Annotated in this window: 17 protein-coding genes and 2 pseudogenes; 7 read left to right on the top strand and 12 right to left on the bottom strand. The window is 45.5% G+C overall.

Annotation, left to right across the window (positions count from 1 at the left end):
- Positions 1-176 precede the first annotated feature (176 nt).
- Entirely contained in the window at positions 177-329 is a 153-nt protein-coding gene (locus LK436_RS08670; RefSeq protein WP_156796954.1) for a hypothetical protein, read from the bottom strand.
- Positions 330-361: 32 nt separating this feature from the next.
- On the opposite strand from LK436_RS08670, the pseudogene LK436_RS08665 reads away from it, so the two are divergent.
- Positions 362-502 (top strand): annotated as a pseudogene (locus LK436_RS08665) (toxin-antitoxin system protein); the annotation flags it as partial.
- Positions 485-652: pseudogene (locus LK436_RS08660) on the top strand (type II toxin-antitoxin system YafQ family toxin); the annotation flags it as partial. The pseudogenes LK436_RS08665 and LK436_RS08660, both read left to right, overlap by 18 nt.
- A gap of 42 nt (positions 653-694) precedes the next feature.
- On the opposite strand, the gene LK436_RS08655 reads toward LK436_RS08660, so the two are convergent.
- Positions 695-2,395 carry an AAA family ATPase gene (locus LK436_RS08655; protein WP_021965520.1) on the bottom strand — a complete coding sequence of 567 codons (1,701 nt, stop codon included), beginning with the start codon at positions 2,393-2,395 and terminating at the stop codon, positions 695-697.
- Positions 2,396-2,715: 320 nt separating this feature from the next.
- Here LK436_RS08655 and LK436_RS08650 point away from each other — a divergent pair, with 320 nt between their 5' ends.
- The gene (locus LK436_RS08650) at positions 2,716-2,988 is read left to right on the top strand and encodes a hypothetical protein (RefSeq protein ID WP_008395257.1); all 273 of its coding nucleotides are present in this window, start codon (positions 2,716-2,718) and stop codon (positions 2,986-2,988) included.
- A 480-nt stretch (positions 2,989-3,468) separates the two neighbouring features.
- Here LK436_RS08650 and LK436_RS08645 read toward each other — a convergent pair whose 3' ends face one another.
- From LK436_RS08645 to LK436_RS08605, 9 genes are all read right to left on the bottom strand, one after another.
- Positions 3,469-4,197, bottom strand: coding sequence for a hypothetical protein (locus tag LK436_RS08645; protein ID WP_008395261.1), 729 nt, complete (start codon positions 4,195-4,197; stop codon positions 3,469-3,471).
- Positions 4,194-5,378 (bottom strand): AAA family ATPase, encoded by a 1,185-nt coding sequence (locus tag LK436_RS08640; protein WP_008395263.1) that lies wholly within the window; start codon positions 5,376-5,378, stop codon positions 4,194-4,196. Before LK436_RS08640 ends, LK436_RS08645 begins: the two co-directional genes overlap by 4 nt.
- 264 nt (positions 5,379-5,642) lie before the next feature.
- A complete protein-coding gene (locus tag LK436_RS08635; protein WP_008395264.1) occupies positions 5,643-5,885 on the bottom strand; it encodes a type 1 fimbriae regulatory protein FimB in 243 nt (80 codons plus the stop codon).
- Between the two features lie 157 nt (positions 5,886-6,042).
- On the bottom strand, positions 6,043-6,273 hold the full coding sequence (locus LK436_RS08630; RefSeq protein WP_008395265.1) for a DUF6718 family protein: 231 nt from the start codon (positions 6,271-6,273) through the stop codon (positions 6,043-6,045).
- Entirely contained in the window at positions 6,245-6,865 is a 621-nt protein-coding gene (locus tag LK436_RS08625) for a hypothetical protein (RefSeq protein WP_008395266.1), read from the bottom strand. The genes LK436_RS08630 and LK436_RS08625 overlap by 29 nt, the downstream gene beginning before the upstream one ends.
- A gap of 126 nt (positions 6,866-6,991) precedes the next feature.
- Entirely contained in the window at positions 6,992-7,912 is a 921-nt protein-coding gene (locus LK436_RS08620; protein ID WP_227910192.1) for a transposase, read from the bottom strand.
- A complete protein-coding gene (locus LK436_RS08615) occupies positions 7,890-8,321 on the bottom strand; it encodes a transposase (RefSeq protein WP_008395268.1) in 432 nt (143 codons plus the stop codon). Before LK436_RS08615 ends, LK436_RS08620 begins: the two co-directional genes overlap by 23 nt.
- A gap of 81 nt (positions 8,322-8,402) precedes the next feature.
- A complete protein-coding gene (locus tag LK436_RS08610; RefSeq protein ID WP_008395269.1) occupies positions 8,403-8,747 on the bottom strand; it encodes a transposase family protein in 345 nt (114 codons plus the stop codon).
- A 531-nt stretch (positions 8,748-9,278) separates the two neighbouring features.
- Positions 9,279-10,454, bottom strand: a complete 1,176-nt coding sequence (locus tag LK436_RS08605; RefSeq protein WP_044930339.1) for an IS110 family transposase — start codon at positions 10,452-10,454, stop codon at positions 9,279-9,281.
- Positions 10,455-10,715: 261 nt separating this feature from the next.
- On the opposite strand from LK436_RS08605, the gene istA reads away from it, so the two are divergent.
- From istA to LK436_RS08585, 4 genes are all read left to right on the top strand, one after another.
- Positions 10,716-12,236: an IS21 family transposase gene (gene istA / locus LK436_RS08600; protein WP_347476035.1), complete on the top strand. Its 1,521-nt coding sequence runs from the start codon at positions 10,716-10,718 to the stop codon at positions 12,234-12,236.
- Entirely contained in the window at positions 12,229-12,999 is a 771-nt protein-coding gene (gene istB, locus LK436_RS08595) for an IS21-like element helper ATPase IstB (RefSeq protein WP_008395594.1), read from the top strand. Before istA ends, istB begins: the two co-directional genes overlap by 8 nt.
- Entirely contained in the window at positions 12,992-13,348 is a 357-nt protein-coding gene (locus LK436_RS08590; protein WP_008395593.1) for a hypothetical protein, read from the top strand. The genes istB and LK436_RS08590 overlap by 8 nt, the downstream gene beginning before the upstream one ends.
- 95 nt (positions 13,349-13,443) lie before the next feature.
- Positions 13,444-14,097: an IS66 family transposase gene (locus LK436_RS08585; protein WP_227910191.1), complete on the top strand. Its 654-nt coding sequence runs from the start codon at positions 13,444-13,446 to the stop codon at positions 14,095-14,097.
- Positions 14,098-14,565: 468 nt separating this feature from the next.
- Here the strand turns inward: LK436_RS08585 and LK436_RS08580 are convergent, their stop codons facing one another.
- Positions 14,566-15,342 carry an ATP-binding protein gene (locus LK436_RS08580; RefSeq protein ID WP_147594810.1) on the bottom strand — a complete coding sequence of 259 codons (777 nt, stop codon included), beginning with the start codon at positions 15,340-15,342 and terminating at the stop codon, positions 14,566-14,568.
- Positions 15,343-15,345: the final 3 nt, after the last annotated feature.

Raw genomic sequence — 15,345 nt, 5'->3', positions numbered from 1 at the left:
CCTTCTGAATATTTTCTTATATAATATCATATTTCCACAAAATTTTCAATTAATTATTGGATTATTTGCTGATTTTTTCTGTTTTTTGTTGCTGTTTGAAATATATTCCGCAAATTGATATTGTTCGTGCCGGACGCACAGACTGCTGTAAAGTCTCAAGTAATTATTTTCAATGCTCAAACACAAAGGCGCAGGAGGCATCCAGCTTTGCCCATACTTTGTGTTGCATGAGCGGATTCACAATACTCGGCGAATGCTTTCCGCTGCAAGCGGGCAAGGGACAAGCTGATATTCAGGCGGACGGCAACGGATAAAATAATCTGCTTCATACAGCGGCCTCCTTAGATGAGTTTATCGTTAAATTTTCGTGCGCCAGTCGCTTCTTGAAGGCGGCATTCCCTTTGAGGTGAAGCTGGAGAAGCCCAACAGGGAAACGATTGCCGCCATGCTGGAAGCGAAAAAGATTGCAAAAGATCCGTCTGTAAAGGGCTACAAGCGGTTAATCAAGCGCGGCCTAAAAATCTAATTGCTGGAACAGGTCGTGGCGCTGCTGTCGGTGGGTGAACCGCTGCCGGATAAAAACCGCGATCATGATCTGTCCGGCGGTTTTTCTTTATCGGCCAAAGTTCCAGTCCCCGGTCATGGGACTTGCGTACCTGGAGATGATGTATGCTGCAAGTTGAATACTATCATTTTACGCCATCACAACCATACATTCTTTTTCATAAAAGGCGATGCCATACTTAAGAATCTTCTTCGTTCCCCATCGCTTCATCCCTTCCGCATACTTCTTTTCTTCGATCTGTTTTAAGGCCTCACCGCATGCTTTCTGCAGGTTCCCATCATCCGCATATTTCAGTTCGATCACAATCCCTGTCCGATCCGGTGTCTGGATGGAGATATCACTGTATCCTTCGCCCGCCTCCGCATTAGATTTCACACGCCAGCTTCCCTGACTCCGCAAAAGCCCCAGCAACATTCCATGATAAAAGTTTTCTTTCATATTTTTTCGCACTGCTGTATCCCGCACACTGATGGAATCCCACAGATAGTCACTCAGCATCTCCTGAATAGTCTCCGCATCTCCGGCCGGGAATGCCGCGCAGAAGCGGTTGATCCTCTCTGTGTCCGACCTTGTCACTTCCAGGAACCAACCCTCCACCAGATCATAGAATACTTTATGGATCTCGCCATTTGGAAGCCACAGGCTAAAAATGTCTGCATCAGCCTGATCCATATATCTGCCCGTCAGATAGCCTGTGGCATAGAGGACGCTCCACACATTTCCAACGCTGTCCTCAATATCCCGATACGTTAGCTCCTGCCTAACCCTTTTTGTGATTTTTCCGCCGTTTAGCAATTCTTCTACTTCATCTTTTGTTGTCTGGTCTGCTTTTTCAAGCAAACGGAGAATGAGACTGTTCCCGCTGGTATTCGCCCAGTAGTTTTTAGGGGGAGTACCCGGAGCTGCCAGCAGTTCATCACAGTAATTAATCACATCCCAGGGACAATAGACATCTGTATCCCCAAAACGGTATCCATCATACCAGTCCCGAATTATCTCTTTATAAGAGGACAATCCATAGAATTCCAGCAGTGCATCCACATCTGCATCGGTAAATCCAAAGTACTCATCATAGCGGACATCGGAAATCGTGTGTACTTTCAGATTGTTCAGCCCTGTGAAAATGCTCTCTTTCGAGATCCTCAGACATCCGGTAAGTACCGCAAAATACAGGCTGTCATTTGTCTTCAGCGCATTGCCCAGAAGATTTCGGATGAAACTTACCATCTCATCATAGTATCCGGCCTGGAACGCTTTATCCAGCGGAACATCATACTCATCGATCAGGAGGATGGCCTTCTGGCCATAATGCTTTTCGAGAAGCAGGGAGAGTGTCTTAAGACTGTCAACCAACGTATCATCGGACATGGTGTATTTCGAACTGCCCTTCACCTCCACATTGACCAACTGATTATAAGAATTTTTATCATTCTCATCCAGTTTCGCACTGTCACGCAGAAAACGAAATCTTCCAGCCTCATTCCCAATGACCGTTTTCAATGATGCCAGCGCAGAATCATATTTTAAACCATCCACGCTTTTCAGGCTGATAGAAATCACAGGGAGTTTACCCATGTATTTCTCGCACAGTTCTTTTTCCCGCGCTATCTTCAGTCCTTCAAACGGCGCCGGATCTCTCCCTATCTCAAAAAAGCATTTCAGCATGCTCATGTTGAGGGACTTTCCAAACCGTCGGGGCCGAGTAAACAGATTTACTTTTCCCCAATTCTGTAAAAGTTCTTTAATGAACAGTGTTTTATCTGCATAGTAAAAATTCTCAGAGGAGAATTCCTCAAAGTTTTCGATTCCAATGGGAAGTTTCTTTCTCACCTTCCCCACACTCCCTTCTATCATCCGCCTATTATGTATCCATTTTACCGTTAAGCCACAGGGCAGTCAAGTTCGTACATAGAGCGATCTGTAAATTATTTGTGGCTGCGGCGCAAAGGCTAAGCACGATACCCATGTATTCATCTGGCTCTTCATCTGTGAGTATTCTGGGGCATTTTCCGTCACCAGTCTGGTGATAGGAAATCACTATTCCGGATAAACGGAAATCTCTGTTCCAGAACCGGAAATCATATTTCAGGACCTTATGATAGAGACATGCATCGCAAGATGTAAATCTATTATAAAGAGGTCACAAGACAATGACCAAGTATCGTGAGTTCCTCAGGCTTACCGCTTTGGGACTGTCACAGCGAAACATTGTTCAAAGCATCGGCGTTTCGCAGAAAACCGTAGTCAAGGTTCAAAAACGAGCGCAGGAAATGCATTTATCCTGGCCGTTGGATGAAACCTTAACAGATGCAGCGCTTGAGACGCTGATGATTCCCAAGGAATCAAAGGTATCCAGACAAAAACGGATGCCGATGAGAGCATCCCCGCCCGCATCCGGCACCGAAGGACAAGACAAATGTTGAGGGCTCTGTAGGTGTCAATTCTACTTGGATCACCGCGGTGCTCCGTAATGAACAGTTCTTTTCGCTGGCCGAGCTGAACAAGGCCATCCGCATTGCTTCCCACCGCCGTCTGTATGGCCGAAAGGGGCGACACAGCACTGTTACGGAACAGAAATTTCCTCTTTTCGGACAGGTGATTTCCAAAACACCGGACTGGCGCTTTCAGCGCACCGGTATATCCATTCAGTGAAAAACAGGGAACGGACTGCTCTCCCCAGCACCACTGCCTGAATATCAGCCCTGGCGTTTCCTATGTAAACTGGGAGATACCAAAGAGAACCGACTAGCTGAAAGCTTACATTTTAAACACGAAAAATAGGATCAGACTCAGAATTACTCCAGCCCCTGACGGGTTGGAGTAATTCTGAATTTCGGATTATTCAATACTTTTTCGATTGTGATGGGATCTGCCATTGGTACTATGTCAAGAAGTGGACGGATTTACACAAGCGCCAAAAGAGATTCTTCAAAATCATATGCACTCTGGCAAAGTTCGGTTACTTTAGACCAGTTTTCACAGACGGTAGGTACAAACTGCTCAAATATACGGATGCGTTTCTTCTGGCCGGATATCCGAATGTTGTGATAATATTTTCCACGTGCAATGATATGTTCCCACGGCGCTTCAACCGTCTCAATTCCATCGGTTTGATCATACGCAGCAACGATCCAGGCTTCAGTACTATCACATGGAATAACAATACAGGTATCATCTGTTTCTTTGAGCCATGTAGTAAGGAGAGCTTTGAGGTGAGACATATACCCTGTCACAGAAGCATCATGTCCTGGGCACGGAAGGACAATAGGAGAGGCAGCCCGCCCAGCTGAGGTGGTATCACACTCTAAAGGATTCCATTTCCCCTTATGAGCACACTGCGTCGCTTCGCACCAGCAATGCGAAGATTTTTCCTTTCGAGACACATCCCCATCCATTTGGATCACTAAAAAATCCAAAGCTGGCTGAATACTCTTCATCAATTCATTGCGAATTGACGCATTATCATAACACCATTTCCAAACGCCTTTCCATCCATTCCCGTATTTCCCGGTCAAATCGTTTTCCGGTTGGAGCATGACATAGGTGTTTTTTTCACCAGTGATCTGGTCAATGACACCTTTCAAAATAATATAGTCAGTAGGACCCTCGCAAACAATTCCTATGTGTTTCATATCAGAGTAGGCACACCCCCCAACCGCCCACTGATCCAGAGCCGAGACAGTGGCTGGCCTTCATTAATCAACTCCTGAGAAACTTTGACCCGTTGGATCTGAGCATAGCCGCTGGCATCACGATCCACCGCAAATAAGCGAATATCGTCATTGTTCAAATCCAATCCATCCAAAACCAGCGGATTATGGGTCGTCAGAAAAACGTGCTTACCTTGTTGCAAAATCTGACCGCAAAATACCTCTATCATCTTTTTGGCCAAACGCGGATTTAATGCATGGTCAAAACTGTCTACTGCAAAAATGGATGGGCCTTGCGGGTGCATTGCCAGTGCAAGCATGAACAGGACATAAAGAGCACCTTCGCTTGCATCATAGCCTGTAAATTGAGCTGTTTCCTTCATATAGCGGTCTGTGAACTCGATAATATTGCGCGTGGTTGGAACATTAGCATTGATATTGCTTTTCTTTGGGGAGGCTACTGTAATATCAGCGGCCCAGTCAATCATATCAAGAACATCGTCCATGTAGAGATTTCCAAAATACACTTCATCATCCTCAGAGTGAATCAATGCCTTGAGGGCTTCCGCAAGGCGGCCGCCATTCAGCCCAATCGGAGTCGTTTGATTCGTATCAGGTGCAGTGCCACGCAATGTAATGGTGTTAGGTTGAAATATACCGTATGCCGAAAAATCCTCAGCGATTTTTCGGCTGGCTTTTAGGTTAATCGCATCATCAATAAGGAAAAAGCCAATGTAGCTGTTGCTCTGCTGGGAGGATGCGTTACTGCGCCCCCACCGCTTTACCCCATTTTGGAACAATACTTCGGAATGATACTTCCAATACTCAGTGTCAGTAGGGGTAGTTAAGTGAACATCATACTGATACACGTCCGAACTGCTGCCATCATCCCATTCCAGCGAAAGGTCAACAGTAGGCTTTACCCGATTAATGCTTTTGAAATTTGACTTGTAGAGAGCCGGAACGCTGAGACGAACTCCTTTGCGCTGAAGACTGGCAGCATCAACGCGGTCTGTCATGGCCGCGCTTAACAGACCTATTCCTTCCAGAATAGTGGATTTCCCAGAACCGTTGGATCCTATAAATACATTAACCTTTCCCGGTTCAAAAGATGCTTTATAAAGACATTTGAAGTTTCCAAAGGTTATTTTTCTCAGATTCATAGTATTGCCCCTTTCTAATTATATATAGTATATCAGATTATCGGAATTAAATACAATTATTTTTTTAAAGAAGGCAATATCTAATTATATAAGTTTTGGAGAAAGGATATTTACCTGTGGGTTAGTAAAGCTTCCACAGTATAATGGTGTCGTAAATTAAGCCACTTTTTCGGACAGATTTTAATGAATCTGATATACTTAAATCAATTCGAAAGAGAGGATTCATTATTATGTCCAGACAAAGAAAGAGATTTAATGCAAAATTTAAATCAGACCTTGTAATTGAGCTGTTTGCAGATTACCAGCCCAGACGACTGCCTGCGCCATATTCAGCGCCCCCCTATGACCTAAATAGCGGCCAGCCAAGGACACGTCTACCGGATGGACGGCTATCGAGAAGCCTGCTGATGTCTCCAGCACTTCTTCAATTTCAAATCCAAGACCGCATTTCCCATCAGGAAGCAGATTGCAATAAGCGATACAATTTAAACAATTTTTCTTTGGCATACCTGTTATGTCCCCCTTTATGGGTTATTTTAACACAGTAAATGATGGGCTGCAATGCGTATTTCAGCTGCAACGCAATGCTCAAATCTCATAGATCAGAGTACAGCTCCTCCCGGTACACTCCGTCCGCAATCAACTTCTTAAAGCTCTCCACAACTTATGGGCGAAGCCCTTTTACCAGTGACTGAAACTCCTGCTCTGTATCCACAAAATGATACGGTGCATATTCACCATACGCTGTTGGTCTGCTGATTGTCACAATCTGTACTCCCTTATACCCAACTGCTCTGTTCAGTTCCCTTTTTAATTCTACCAGATGCTTTCCATGAGTTGTTTTCAGAGCAAAACAACCATGTGCATTACGATCTTTCGCTACCAGATAACACACGATTCAGCACCTCCTTAAATTCATGCTCATTTCGGATAAATCCACTTTCATATTTCTCACGCATTACTTTTCCCGTATCTATCGGATAATTCTTCTTGTACAGGTAATCGTGAAGCCAGTTATTCAGCTGCCTGTCAAACAGCGTATTAAACTGAATTTCTATGGGATAATGTCTTCCGCTTTTCTGATAGTACACATGAACACCTCTGTAACCATCATCCACTGCTTTTCCATTCGTCATATCAGCGATTCGGAACTGTGAAGATTCTTCCAATATTGGATCATAACTATCACAGAAAGCTCGAAAGCCCAAAATATCATTAAACACTTTCCGTGTCTGATGGTTCGGATAGTAGCGATCGTACTTCAAAAGGATGGAATCCAAACTCTTGACTCTATAATCCAACGCAATATCTGAAAGGATCTCCTGTTCATCCAGCCACTCAGTCATCGCCATCAGCTCGGTAATTAACGAATCCTTATCAAAATAATGCAAATTCTTCTTCAATGGAATTCCCAGATGTGACTCAAACGACAACGCATCCAGAATTTCCATCGATAAGCCATTCATTTTCAGCAGCTGCTCATTCATAAGCGTACCTCCTGCTTATCAGGATTCTTTACTTATGCTACCATAGATATGCCAAATTATCAAGGCATCTACATAGATCGGTATGTGTCAAGCGTAAGGTAAGCGTCAAATAGGTTCTTTCCAGTTTTAGTTGATTTGATGAAAATATTCGTTTATGAGTAGTTTCGCTTTCAATAAAGCAAAACTATTCCGTCCATACATAATTCGTTTCGTAAGTTTGATTTTATTTACAATGCCTTCAGCCAGGCCGTTGTTGTATGGGTAGATAATCGCATTTTTTACAGCTTTCAGGTCGTTTTGCAGGCCATTAATATACCGGTCCAGTTCATCTATCTTCAGCTCCGCTGCTGTTTCCATCCAGGAATCCAGTTCCTCACTTTTTCTGGAAAATACAATACGGTAGAATTCTTTTAGCAGTGTATATAACTGGCCGAGTACAGGATACTTTTGAATCGCTGCCTCATATTGTTCTGCCGTGATCCCTTTCACACTCTCCAGTTCATGGTAGATCAGCTGACACATGGTCTTGCGGGGAATGTACTCAACAGGGACAGTCTCATTTGGGGAAATATTTTTCTGGTGTGTTCGTTCTTTCTGAATAAAGACTCTCAGGGAGGCAATCGTGCCTGTATATCCTTTCTGAGCAATATGTTCATGGATCCTGGCATAAGTCAGCCCATTGGACCGCAGTTCGATGATCTCCTTCTCATATGGTGCCAGCTTTCCCGGCCGTCTTCTGTCATAGTGCCCATTTATGAGCGGACAGTCCTCTTTCAGGTATGTTTTGACAGTCCGTCTTGTGTGGCCGGTGATACGGCTGATCTCATCAATCGAATGGCCTTCTGAATGAAGCCTGCGGACTTCATCGATTTTCGCCTGCTTTTTCAGAATCTGCTCCTGATGCTGCCGCTCACGGGCGTTTTCTTTCTTTTCAGGGATCTTATCTTCCGGCATCGAAAGATACCGGTTTATGGTTGTCACGGAAGAATGAAGGAGAAGTGCGATATCATTAACCGTATAGCCTTCAGAGCGTTTTTTTTCGGGCAAACAGTATCCTTTCTGTGCGGTTCCTTGTATCATACAGGGCCTGCATTTCCGGATTTTGTGAAACAGCCGGGATAGCCAGGCGGGAAGGAAACAGCCTGTACATATATTCCTCCACTGCGCCGGACAGATTTTTCAGCAGATGGAAACGATCACTGATCTGTAATGCCCTGGGATGGGAATTTGCCGCTGCAGAAGCATATGCCTGTGCGCCATCGCGGGAAATAACCTGGATATTTGGATAAGATTTCAGCCATTCCTCAACCTTACCGGTTTCTCTGGAATCAAGGAGATCAATAATTCTATGGCTTTCCAGGTCAACCATTACTGTTCCGTAGGAATACCTCTTACGGAAAGCAAAGTCATCCACACAAATCTTTGTGACGCCGGATTTATCCACAAGAGCCGGCATTTTTTTTTAGCAGATCGCAGATGCTGCTTTTACAGACCTTTATGGAATCTTCCTTCAGTAAAGCGGAAGCACTGACAGAACTTAATTTGGAAGATGTTTCAGGATCTTGTTCACCAGTCGCCTGGTTTTTCTCTCTTTTGGAGCAATTAAATCAAATCTTTCAGAGAATGTTTTATGGCTGCAGTCAGGATTCATACAGAACATCTTCCTGGTGTTTAATAAAAGTATTGTCTGCCGATCCTGCAGCGGAATGTCCTGGATCTCACGCTGATAGACGGAATGCACTTTTGATGAGAGAATCCCACAATAAGGGCAAGGTACTTTTTCTCTTGAAGATTTAACTTCAAATATAACCTGTTGATTTTTTAATTTGCATCGAATGCACTCTAAATCCGGATCTAATAATTTTATGATTTCCTGTTCCATAAAGCATCACCCAGTATTATTATAATACTTTTGCACATTAGTATCAACTAAATATGGAAAAAACCTATTTGGCGCTTACTATACTAACACCATACAGGACTTGCCGCCATTCACCAAATACTCATGAACGGCCATGAAGCCTTCCTTGCCGTAGTAATCGTCTGCATTGATTACAATATGTTTAGTGTATAATAAAAATACCCAAAATTGCAGAGGCGATTCCCCAAAGTTGCAGAGGGAAATTCCCCAATAATGCAGCCGTGTTTGGTGCTTCTCTAAGTCTATTCGGGCGGTAGATTTAGAGAAACACCAAACATCCATTGCAAGCATACAGCACTTTTTGTATCCTTGGAATGTCGTTGCAGACAACATTCAAGGAGGAAAGACTAACTATTAAAAGTCAAGTCTAAAATGAAGACTTTTGAATGAATTGCGGGAACGCATTTCATAGATCGTTGTACCTTGAAAATCGCACGACAAACAGAGCATCGGATATCGGTGCTCTAAAAGAGTGTTATAGGGCAGAAAAAGTTATGCCGTTTTTATGTAAGGTTTGCCGGATTTTTCCATTGCGTAAATTAACCGTACAAGTTTCTTTGCGGCGTGGGTGATGGCGACGTTGTAGTGTTTCCCTTCAGAAATCTTCTTCTGAAGGTATGCACCGAAAGTTTCATCCCATTGGCAGACGTATTTGGTGGCATTGATCAGAGCAAAACGTAAATAGCGCGATCCCCGTTTCTCCATGTGGGAATAAGAGGATTCCATCTGCCCGGATTGATAGGTAGATGGAGAAGCTCCGGCATATGCCAGGATCTTATCCGGCGAATCAAAGCGGGAGAAATCTCCAATCTCTGCCAGGATCATGGCGCCCATGCGGTAGCCTATTCCTGGAATGGTCAGGATGGGAGAATGGATTTCATCCATGATCCGTTTGATTTCGGATTCAATTTCTGAGATTTCGGAATCCAGTTCACCAATTAGCCGGAGTGTGTGCTTTAATTCCAGAGATTTGGCAGGCATGTTGGAACCGATGGAGGCTCTGGCAGCATTCCGTATTTCAATCGCTTTCTCCCGGCTGTAACGGCCTTTTGAAGCGTTTTCCAACCGCTTCGTCAGGTGTGTCAAATGGCAGGAGGCAATCGTTCCGGCAGAAGGAAACTCGGAAAGAAGGGCGTAGATAGAAGCGATATGAAGCGAAGGAACAAGTTTTTCCAATTCTGGAAAGAGAATGGTAACAAGCCTGGAAACAGACTGTCTAAGCTGAGCGCGTTCCTGAACCTTACGAAAACGATAACGGGTGAGTGACTTTAACTCCTCGTTATGGTATGATGTATCTGAGTAGGACTTCAGGTTCACGTCAGACATGAGCATCAAAGCAATGGTTCGGGCATCAACCTTATCTGTTTTCGTCTTTCTAAGGCTGAGACTTTTTCTGTAAAGATTTGTGTGGAGCGGATTGATAACGAAGGTGTGGAGACCTTTGTCAATAAGATAACCGAGCAGGTTGTAAGAGTAGTGTCCAGTGGCCTCCAGTCCTACTTTTATATTGGACACATCTGAAGAAGAGGATTGAATCCTGGAAAAAAGAACATCAAATCCATCCCGGTTATTCTGAATGGTAAAAACCGGAAAAAGGACTTTGCCATCTGAATTGGTGATAAAGCAGTCATGCTTATCCTTAGCGACATCAATTCCAACGTAGATCATAAGAACACTCCTTAGTAATAGATTTAGATACTGTTTAGGACCACAGAGCTCTCTGCGCTTGTAACCTCGTTCTAAATCAACCGTCATGCGGTATCTAACTGATTAACAACGATACAAAGAGACTGTGGTTGGAGCCTTTCCGTAACCATCAAGTGGTAGGAAAATGAAACCAATCCACAGTATCTCCAAACAGTATAGCATACAGACCTTGGAGAGGGTCTATAAACACTACTACTATATAATACGAGGAGTATGATTGCAATGGACAAGGTTCATTCTATCAGACAGCTCTTTTATGAGCAAGGGAAAAGTGTCTCGGCTATTGCTGCTGAGACGGGGCATGACCGGAAAACGATAAGTAAGTATCTGGACATGACCGATTTTAACACACCGGAACCAAAAAAAGAGGATCCGGAAAATATGTGCCCGAAGCTGGATGCATATAAGCCATTGATTGATCAGTGGCTCCTGGATGACCGTAAGGCTCCCAGGAAGCAGCGCCATACCGCAAAAAGGGTTTTTAAGAGGCTTCTGGCAGAAAGCGAAGGCTTCGACTGCTCTTACCGGCTGGTTGCGCAGTACGTGGCCTACAGAAAATCGCAGATGCATCTTGACAGCAAAAAGTCTTATCTGCCGCTCATCCACTACCCCGGCGAGGCCCAGGCTGATTTCGGCGCCGCACAGTTCTTTGAAAACAGTTTATCCATTGAAGGAAAGTATCTGGTGCTTTCCTTCCCGTTCAGCAATGCCGGGTATCTCCAGCTGATGTATGGTGAAAATGCCAAGTGCTTCATGGAGGGCATGATCACCATGTTTATGCATCTTGGAGGCGTCCCCACGGAAATCTGGTTTGATAACACATCAACCCTTGTCACGAAGATCCTAAAGGACGGGGGCCGTCAGCTGACGGATAAGTTTCTCCGGTTCAGTGAACACTATGGGTTCCGCTATAAGTTCATGAATCCCGAATCCGGATGGGAAAAGGGAAACGTGGAGAACAAGGTTGAATACAGCCGCAGAAACTTCCTCGTGCCGCCGCCCAGGTTCATGGAACTGTCCGGATACAACAGCCGTCTCCTTACAGAGGCTGACAGTGACATGGACCGGGAGCATTACCACTACGACCAGACGATACTGGAACGCTTTGGCGAGGATAAGAAGGCGCTTCTCCCATTGCCGGATGTTGCGTTTGATCCGGCCAGATATGAGACGGTACTCACGGATAAATGGGGCAGGTTTACATTGGAGAAAGGAAAGCATGAGTATTCCGTCTCTCCAGACCACGTCTGTACGAACGTGTGGCTTAAGATCACCTCACGGCGGGTACAGGTCATGGACATGCAGCACCGCCCTATTGTGACACACAGGCGGCTCTACGGAGACCAGAAACAGTCAAGCATGGAATGGCTGCCGTATCTGACGGCTATCTCCAGGAAGCCCCGTTCCCTGTTCAACAGCGGCATCTACGATATGATGCCGGAGAACATGCAGCGGTACATGAAGAGCTGTGGCAGCACGGACCGGGGAGCTATTCTGAAAGTCCTTGCAGAGCTGACCGGGCGGACTGGATTTGACAGCGCCCTTCAGACAGTCAACCAGGCCCTTCTCTACCAGGTAAGGGATCCGGACAGCCTGAAGAATCTGTACCGGAGACTGTATGCGGATGTACCGGAGCTCCCGCCGATGCCATTCCAGAGCGGTGTCCCCGCATTGGAACAGATGCCGGTGGATCTGGCTTCCTATGACCTTTTCCTGCAGAAGGGAGGTGCCGCAAATGGATGACTACAGAGACGCCATTGCTTCCTGCTGCAGGCAGCTGCGCCTGTCGGCCAACCTGGCTGATAATGCATTTGCCATACAGGGCGAAACCCATCAGGAATACCTGTACAACCTGTTAAGCGAGGAGATCAAATGCCGGAAAGCAGCACGCATCGGAAAGCTGATCCATTCCGCAGGTTTCCCAGTCCAGCATAACTTTGCCGCATTTCAACCTGATGAAGTGCAGTTTCCATCGGGTGTCACACCTGAAAGCCTGAAAGCGCTGGAATTTTTCCATGCAGGGAATAACCTGGTGATGTACGGCAGCACAGGCACCGGCAAGACCATGCTGTCCATCTGCATCGGGATGGAAGCATGCAGGAGCGGGATCCCTGTGAAGTTCTTCCGGACAGCCTCGCTCATCAACCAGCTTTCAGAGGCTCAGGAAAGAGGCAGCCTTGCGCAGCTTCACAAGAAGCTGGATAAGGCAGATATCCTCATTCTGGATGAATTCGGGTATGTCCCGTACAACCGGACTGGTGCCCAGCTGTTGTTTGACTATCTCTCCGAGATCCATGAAAAGAAAGTCATTATCCTTAATACAAATCTGGAGTTTTCCAGATGGGTAAATGTCCTGTATGATGAGCAGATGACCGCCGCACTTGTAGGGCGGCTGATGCACCACTGCCATCTGATACTCTTCCCCGGTGAAAACAACCGGCTGCGGGAATCCAGTATCAACGACATGTTTACTTCCCGACAGAAGAGAGGTGCCCGGAATGCCTGAACATAAAATTTTCAAGGAGCATGATCCGGAAGACTGTTTCTACAGCTGCAGGACCGTGCATGATTTCATGCGTCTCACTGACGAGATGGTACATACCATCATCGGTCTGGAAGAAGAACTCGTCCGGTGGCGCCAGGCCCTCATCAAATATCTTCCGCCCGAATGGGCAGAAGGGCTGCGGTCAGACATTTTAAACAACATCGCCCGCGATTTTGAAGGAGATCCGGCTTATGAGCTATATGTCAGCATGGTATGTAACGGTATCGATCCTCAACAGGAGAAAGAGAAACTGGCCCGTATGAAGAGGCTTGTCAACGGCACCGATGAAACCAGCATCACATATCTGTAACTAATAAACTTTGTATGCCTGCAACGGCTCCTCTCCGGCACCTAAAAGAGTGCCGGAGGGGGAAATGCAATACTGAGGAAATTCCCCATGCAACTTTGAGGAAGTCAATCTGCATTTTTGAGGAAAAAGTGCTTGCAAAAAACATGGTCATCCGCTGTGGCTGCTTTGCCCATATGAGGCGGTACTGGAATGAAGCGCTTCCCGGAAAATCCAGGAAGTCTTCCGATAAGACCCCTGCAGAAATCGGTTTAAACTACTGTAACCAGTTATTCGAACTGGAAAAGGAGTATGCGGATCTGGATGCCGACACCCGGAAAGCTAAGCGCCTTGAGACAGAGTCTGCCATCTGGGAGGCTTACTGGTCATGGCTTAAAACAGTGAAGCCAGCTGGCGGAAGCCGTCTGGCCAAAGCGGTGACCTATGCGAAAAACCAGAAGCCATATATGGAGAACTACCTGTTGGATGGGCGGTGCTCCATATCGAACAATATCGCAGAAAATATCGCCCGCCCCTATGCAGTAGGCCGGAAAAATTTCCTGTTCCACGATACCGTAAAAAGCGCCCGTGCCAGCTCTATCATTTACAGTTTAGTAGAAACTGCAAAACTCAACGATCTGAATATCTACGCATATCTGGAGACCGTACTGCTCTATATGCCGGACTACAAAAATGAGCCCGAAGGGATAGAAGAGCTGATGCCATGGTCTGACATGATACAGCAGAGATGTTGGATCAAATCGAAAAGTTGAAGTTGGAGTATTTTACTTCAACTATAGCGGAATACCTTATGGGAAGATAGCCATTATTTTATTGAGCGCTTACGATGCTAAGCTAACAACCCATTTACTGTTATTGCACCGATTCATAAAATGATATTTAAAGAAAACAAAGATTCCCATAGACAAAAATACCGTATGAAACTGGTTATAGTCAAATAATCCTTCGTATAGCTCGTCATTTTTGCACGATACTACTACTGTAACAACATATCTAAATACAAGTGCAACTATTGCGACGATATAAATAGCTGATCTTTTCTTTTTATCCAGATTTACTTTATTTAAAAGATAACCTAAAATCGCCCATAAAATGTACCCCCTGAATATTCTTGTGCGGGAGTACCGCTGTTCCGGAGGAACGGATACCGCCAATCCAGCGGCAGGAAACCGCTAATCCGGAACAGGGATACCACACTTAATTGATTGTTACCTGTGAGTTTACTCGCTTAAGGCCGGATCTAATCCATATACCTCCCGCATGGATCTGTAATTCGCCGGATCCGTTGGGACGATATTGATCTTGTATGCATCATGCTTGATGCGGTCCAATATCGCTTCCGACAGAGGACTGTCATCACCACCAAGCTGGTCATACCAGCCACTGGGGTCGTACTGGGAACAGAAGATGGTAGATGACTTCCTGCGTCTCCTGTGAAGAAGCTCCAGAATGTCATGCTGTTCGGATTCTGTGGGCTTCAGCAGAAGCCATTCATCAATGATCAGCAGAACAGGGTTAGCGTATTTCCCTTGGACCTTTTTGTATGTACCGTCATTGCGTGCCATCTCCAGTTCCAGAAGCAGATCCGGCAGGCGGACATATTTCGTCTTGTAACGCTGTTTGCAGGCTTCCATCCCGAATGCGCATGCCAGGTAGGTCTTTCCACTCCCAGTAGCTCCGGTAATAAAGAGATTCCTGTGTTCTGTGATATATTCACAGGTTGCGAGCCGCTCAATCAAAGAACGGTTCAGCTTGCGCCCGGAAGTATAGTTGATATTGCCAATGTCTGCGTCTGGCTGGTCAAATCCGGCATTGCGGATCAGGCGTTTCAGGCTGTTGCTCTTGCGGTTGCTGTATTCGATATCCACCAGCATTCCAAAACGATCCTCAAAAGATATCTCCTTCATCTTGGGATCATCCATCTGGATGCGGAATGCATCAGACATAGATGTCAGGCGCATTTCAATGAGTTTATCTATCGTGCTTTGTGTAGTCATGGT

The sequence above is a fragment of the Clostridium sp. M62/1 genome, assembly GCF_020736365.1.
GTDB lineage: Bacteria > Bacillota > Clostridia > Lachnospirales > Lachnospiraceae > Otoolea > Otoolea saccharolyticum_A.
The sequence above is the reverse complement of the archived record's forward strand: the minus strand, read 5'-3'. Positions and strand labels throughout refer to the sequence as shown.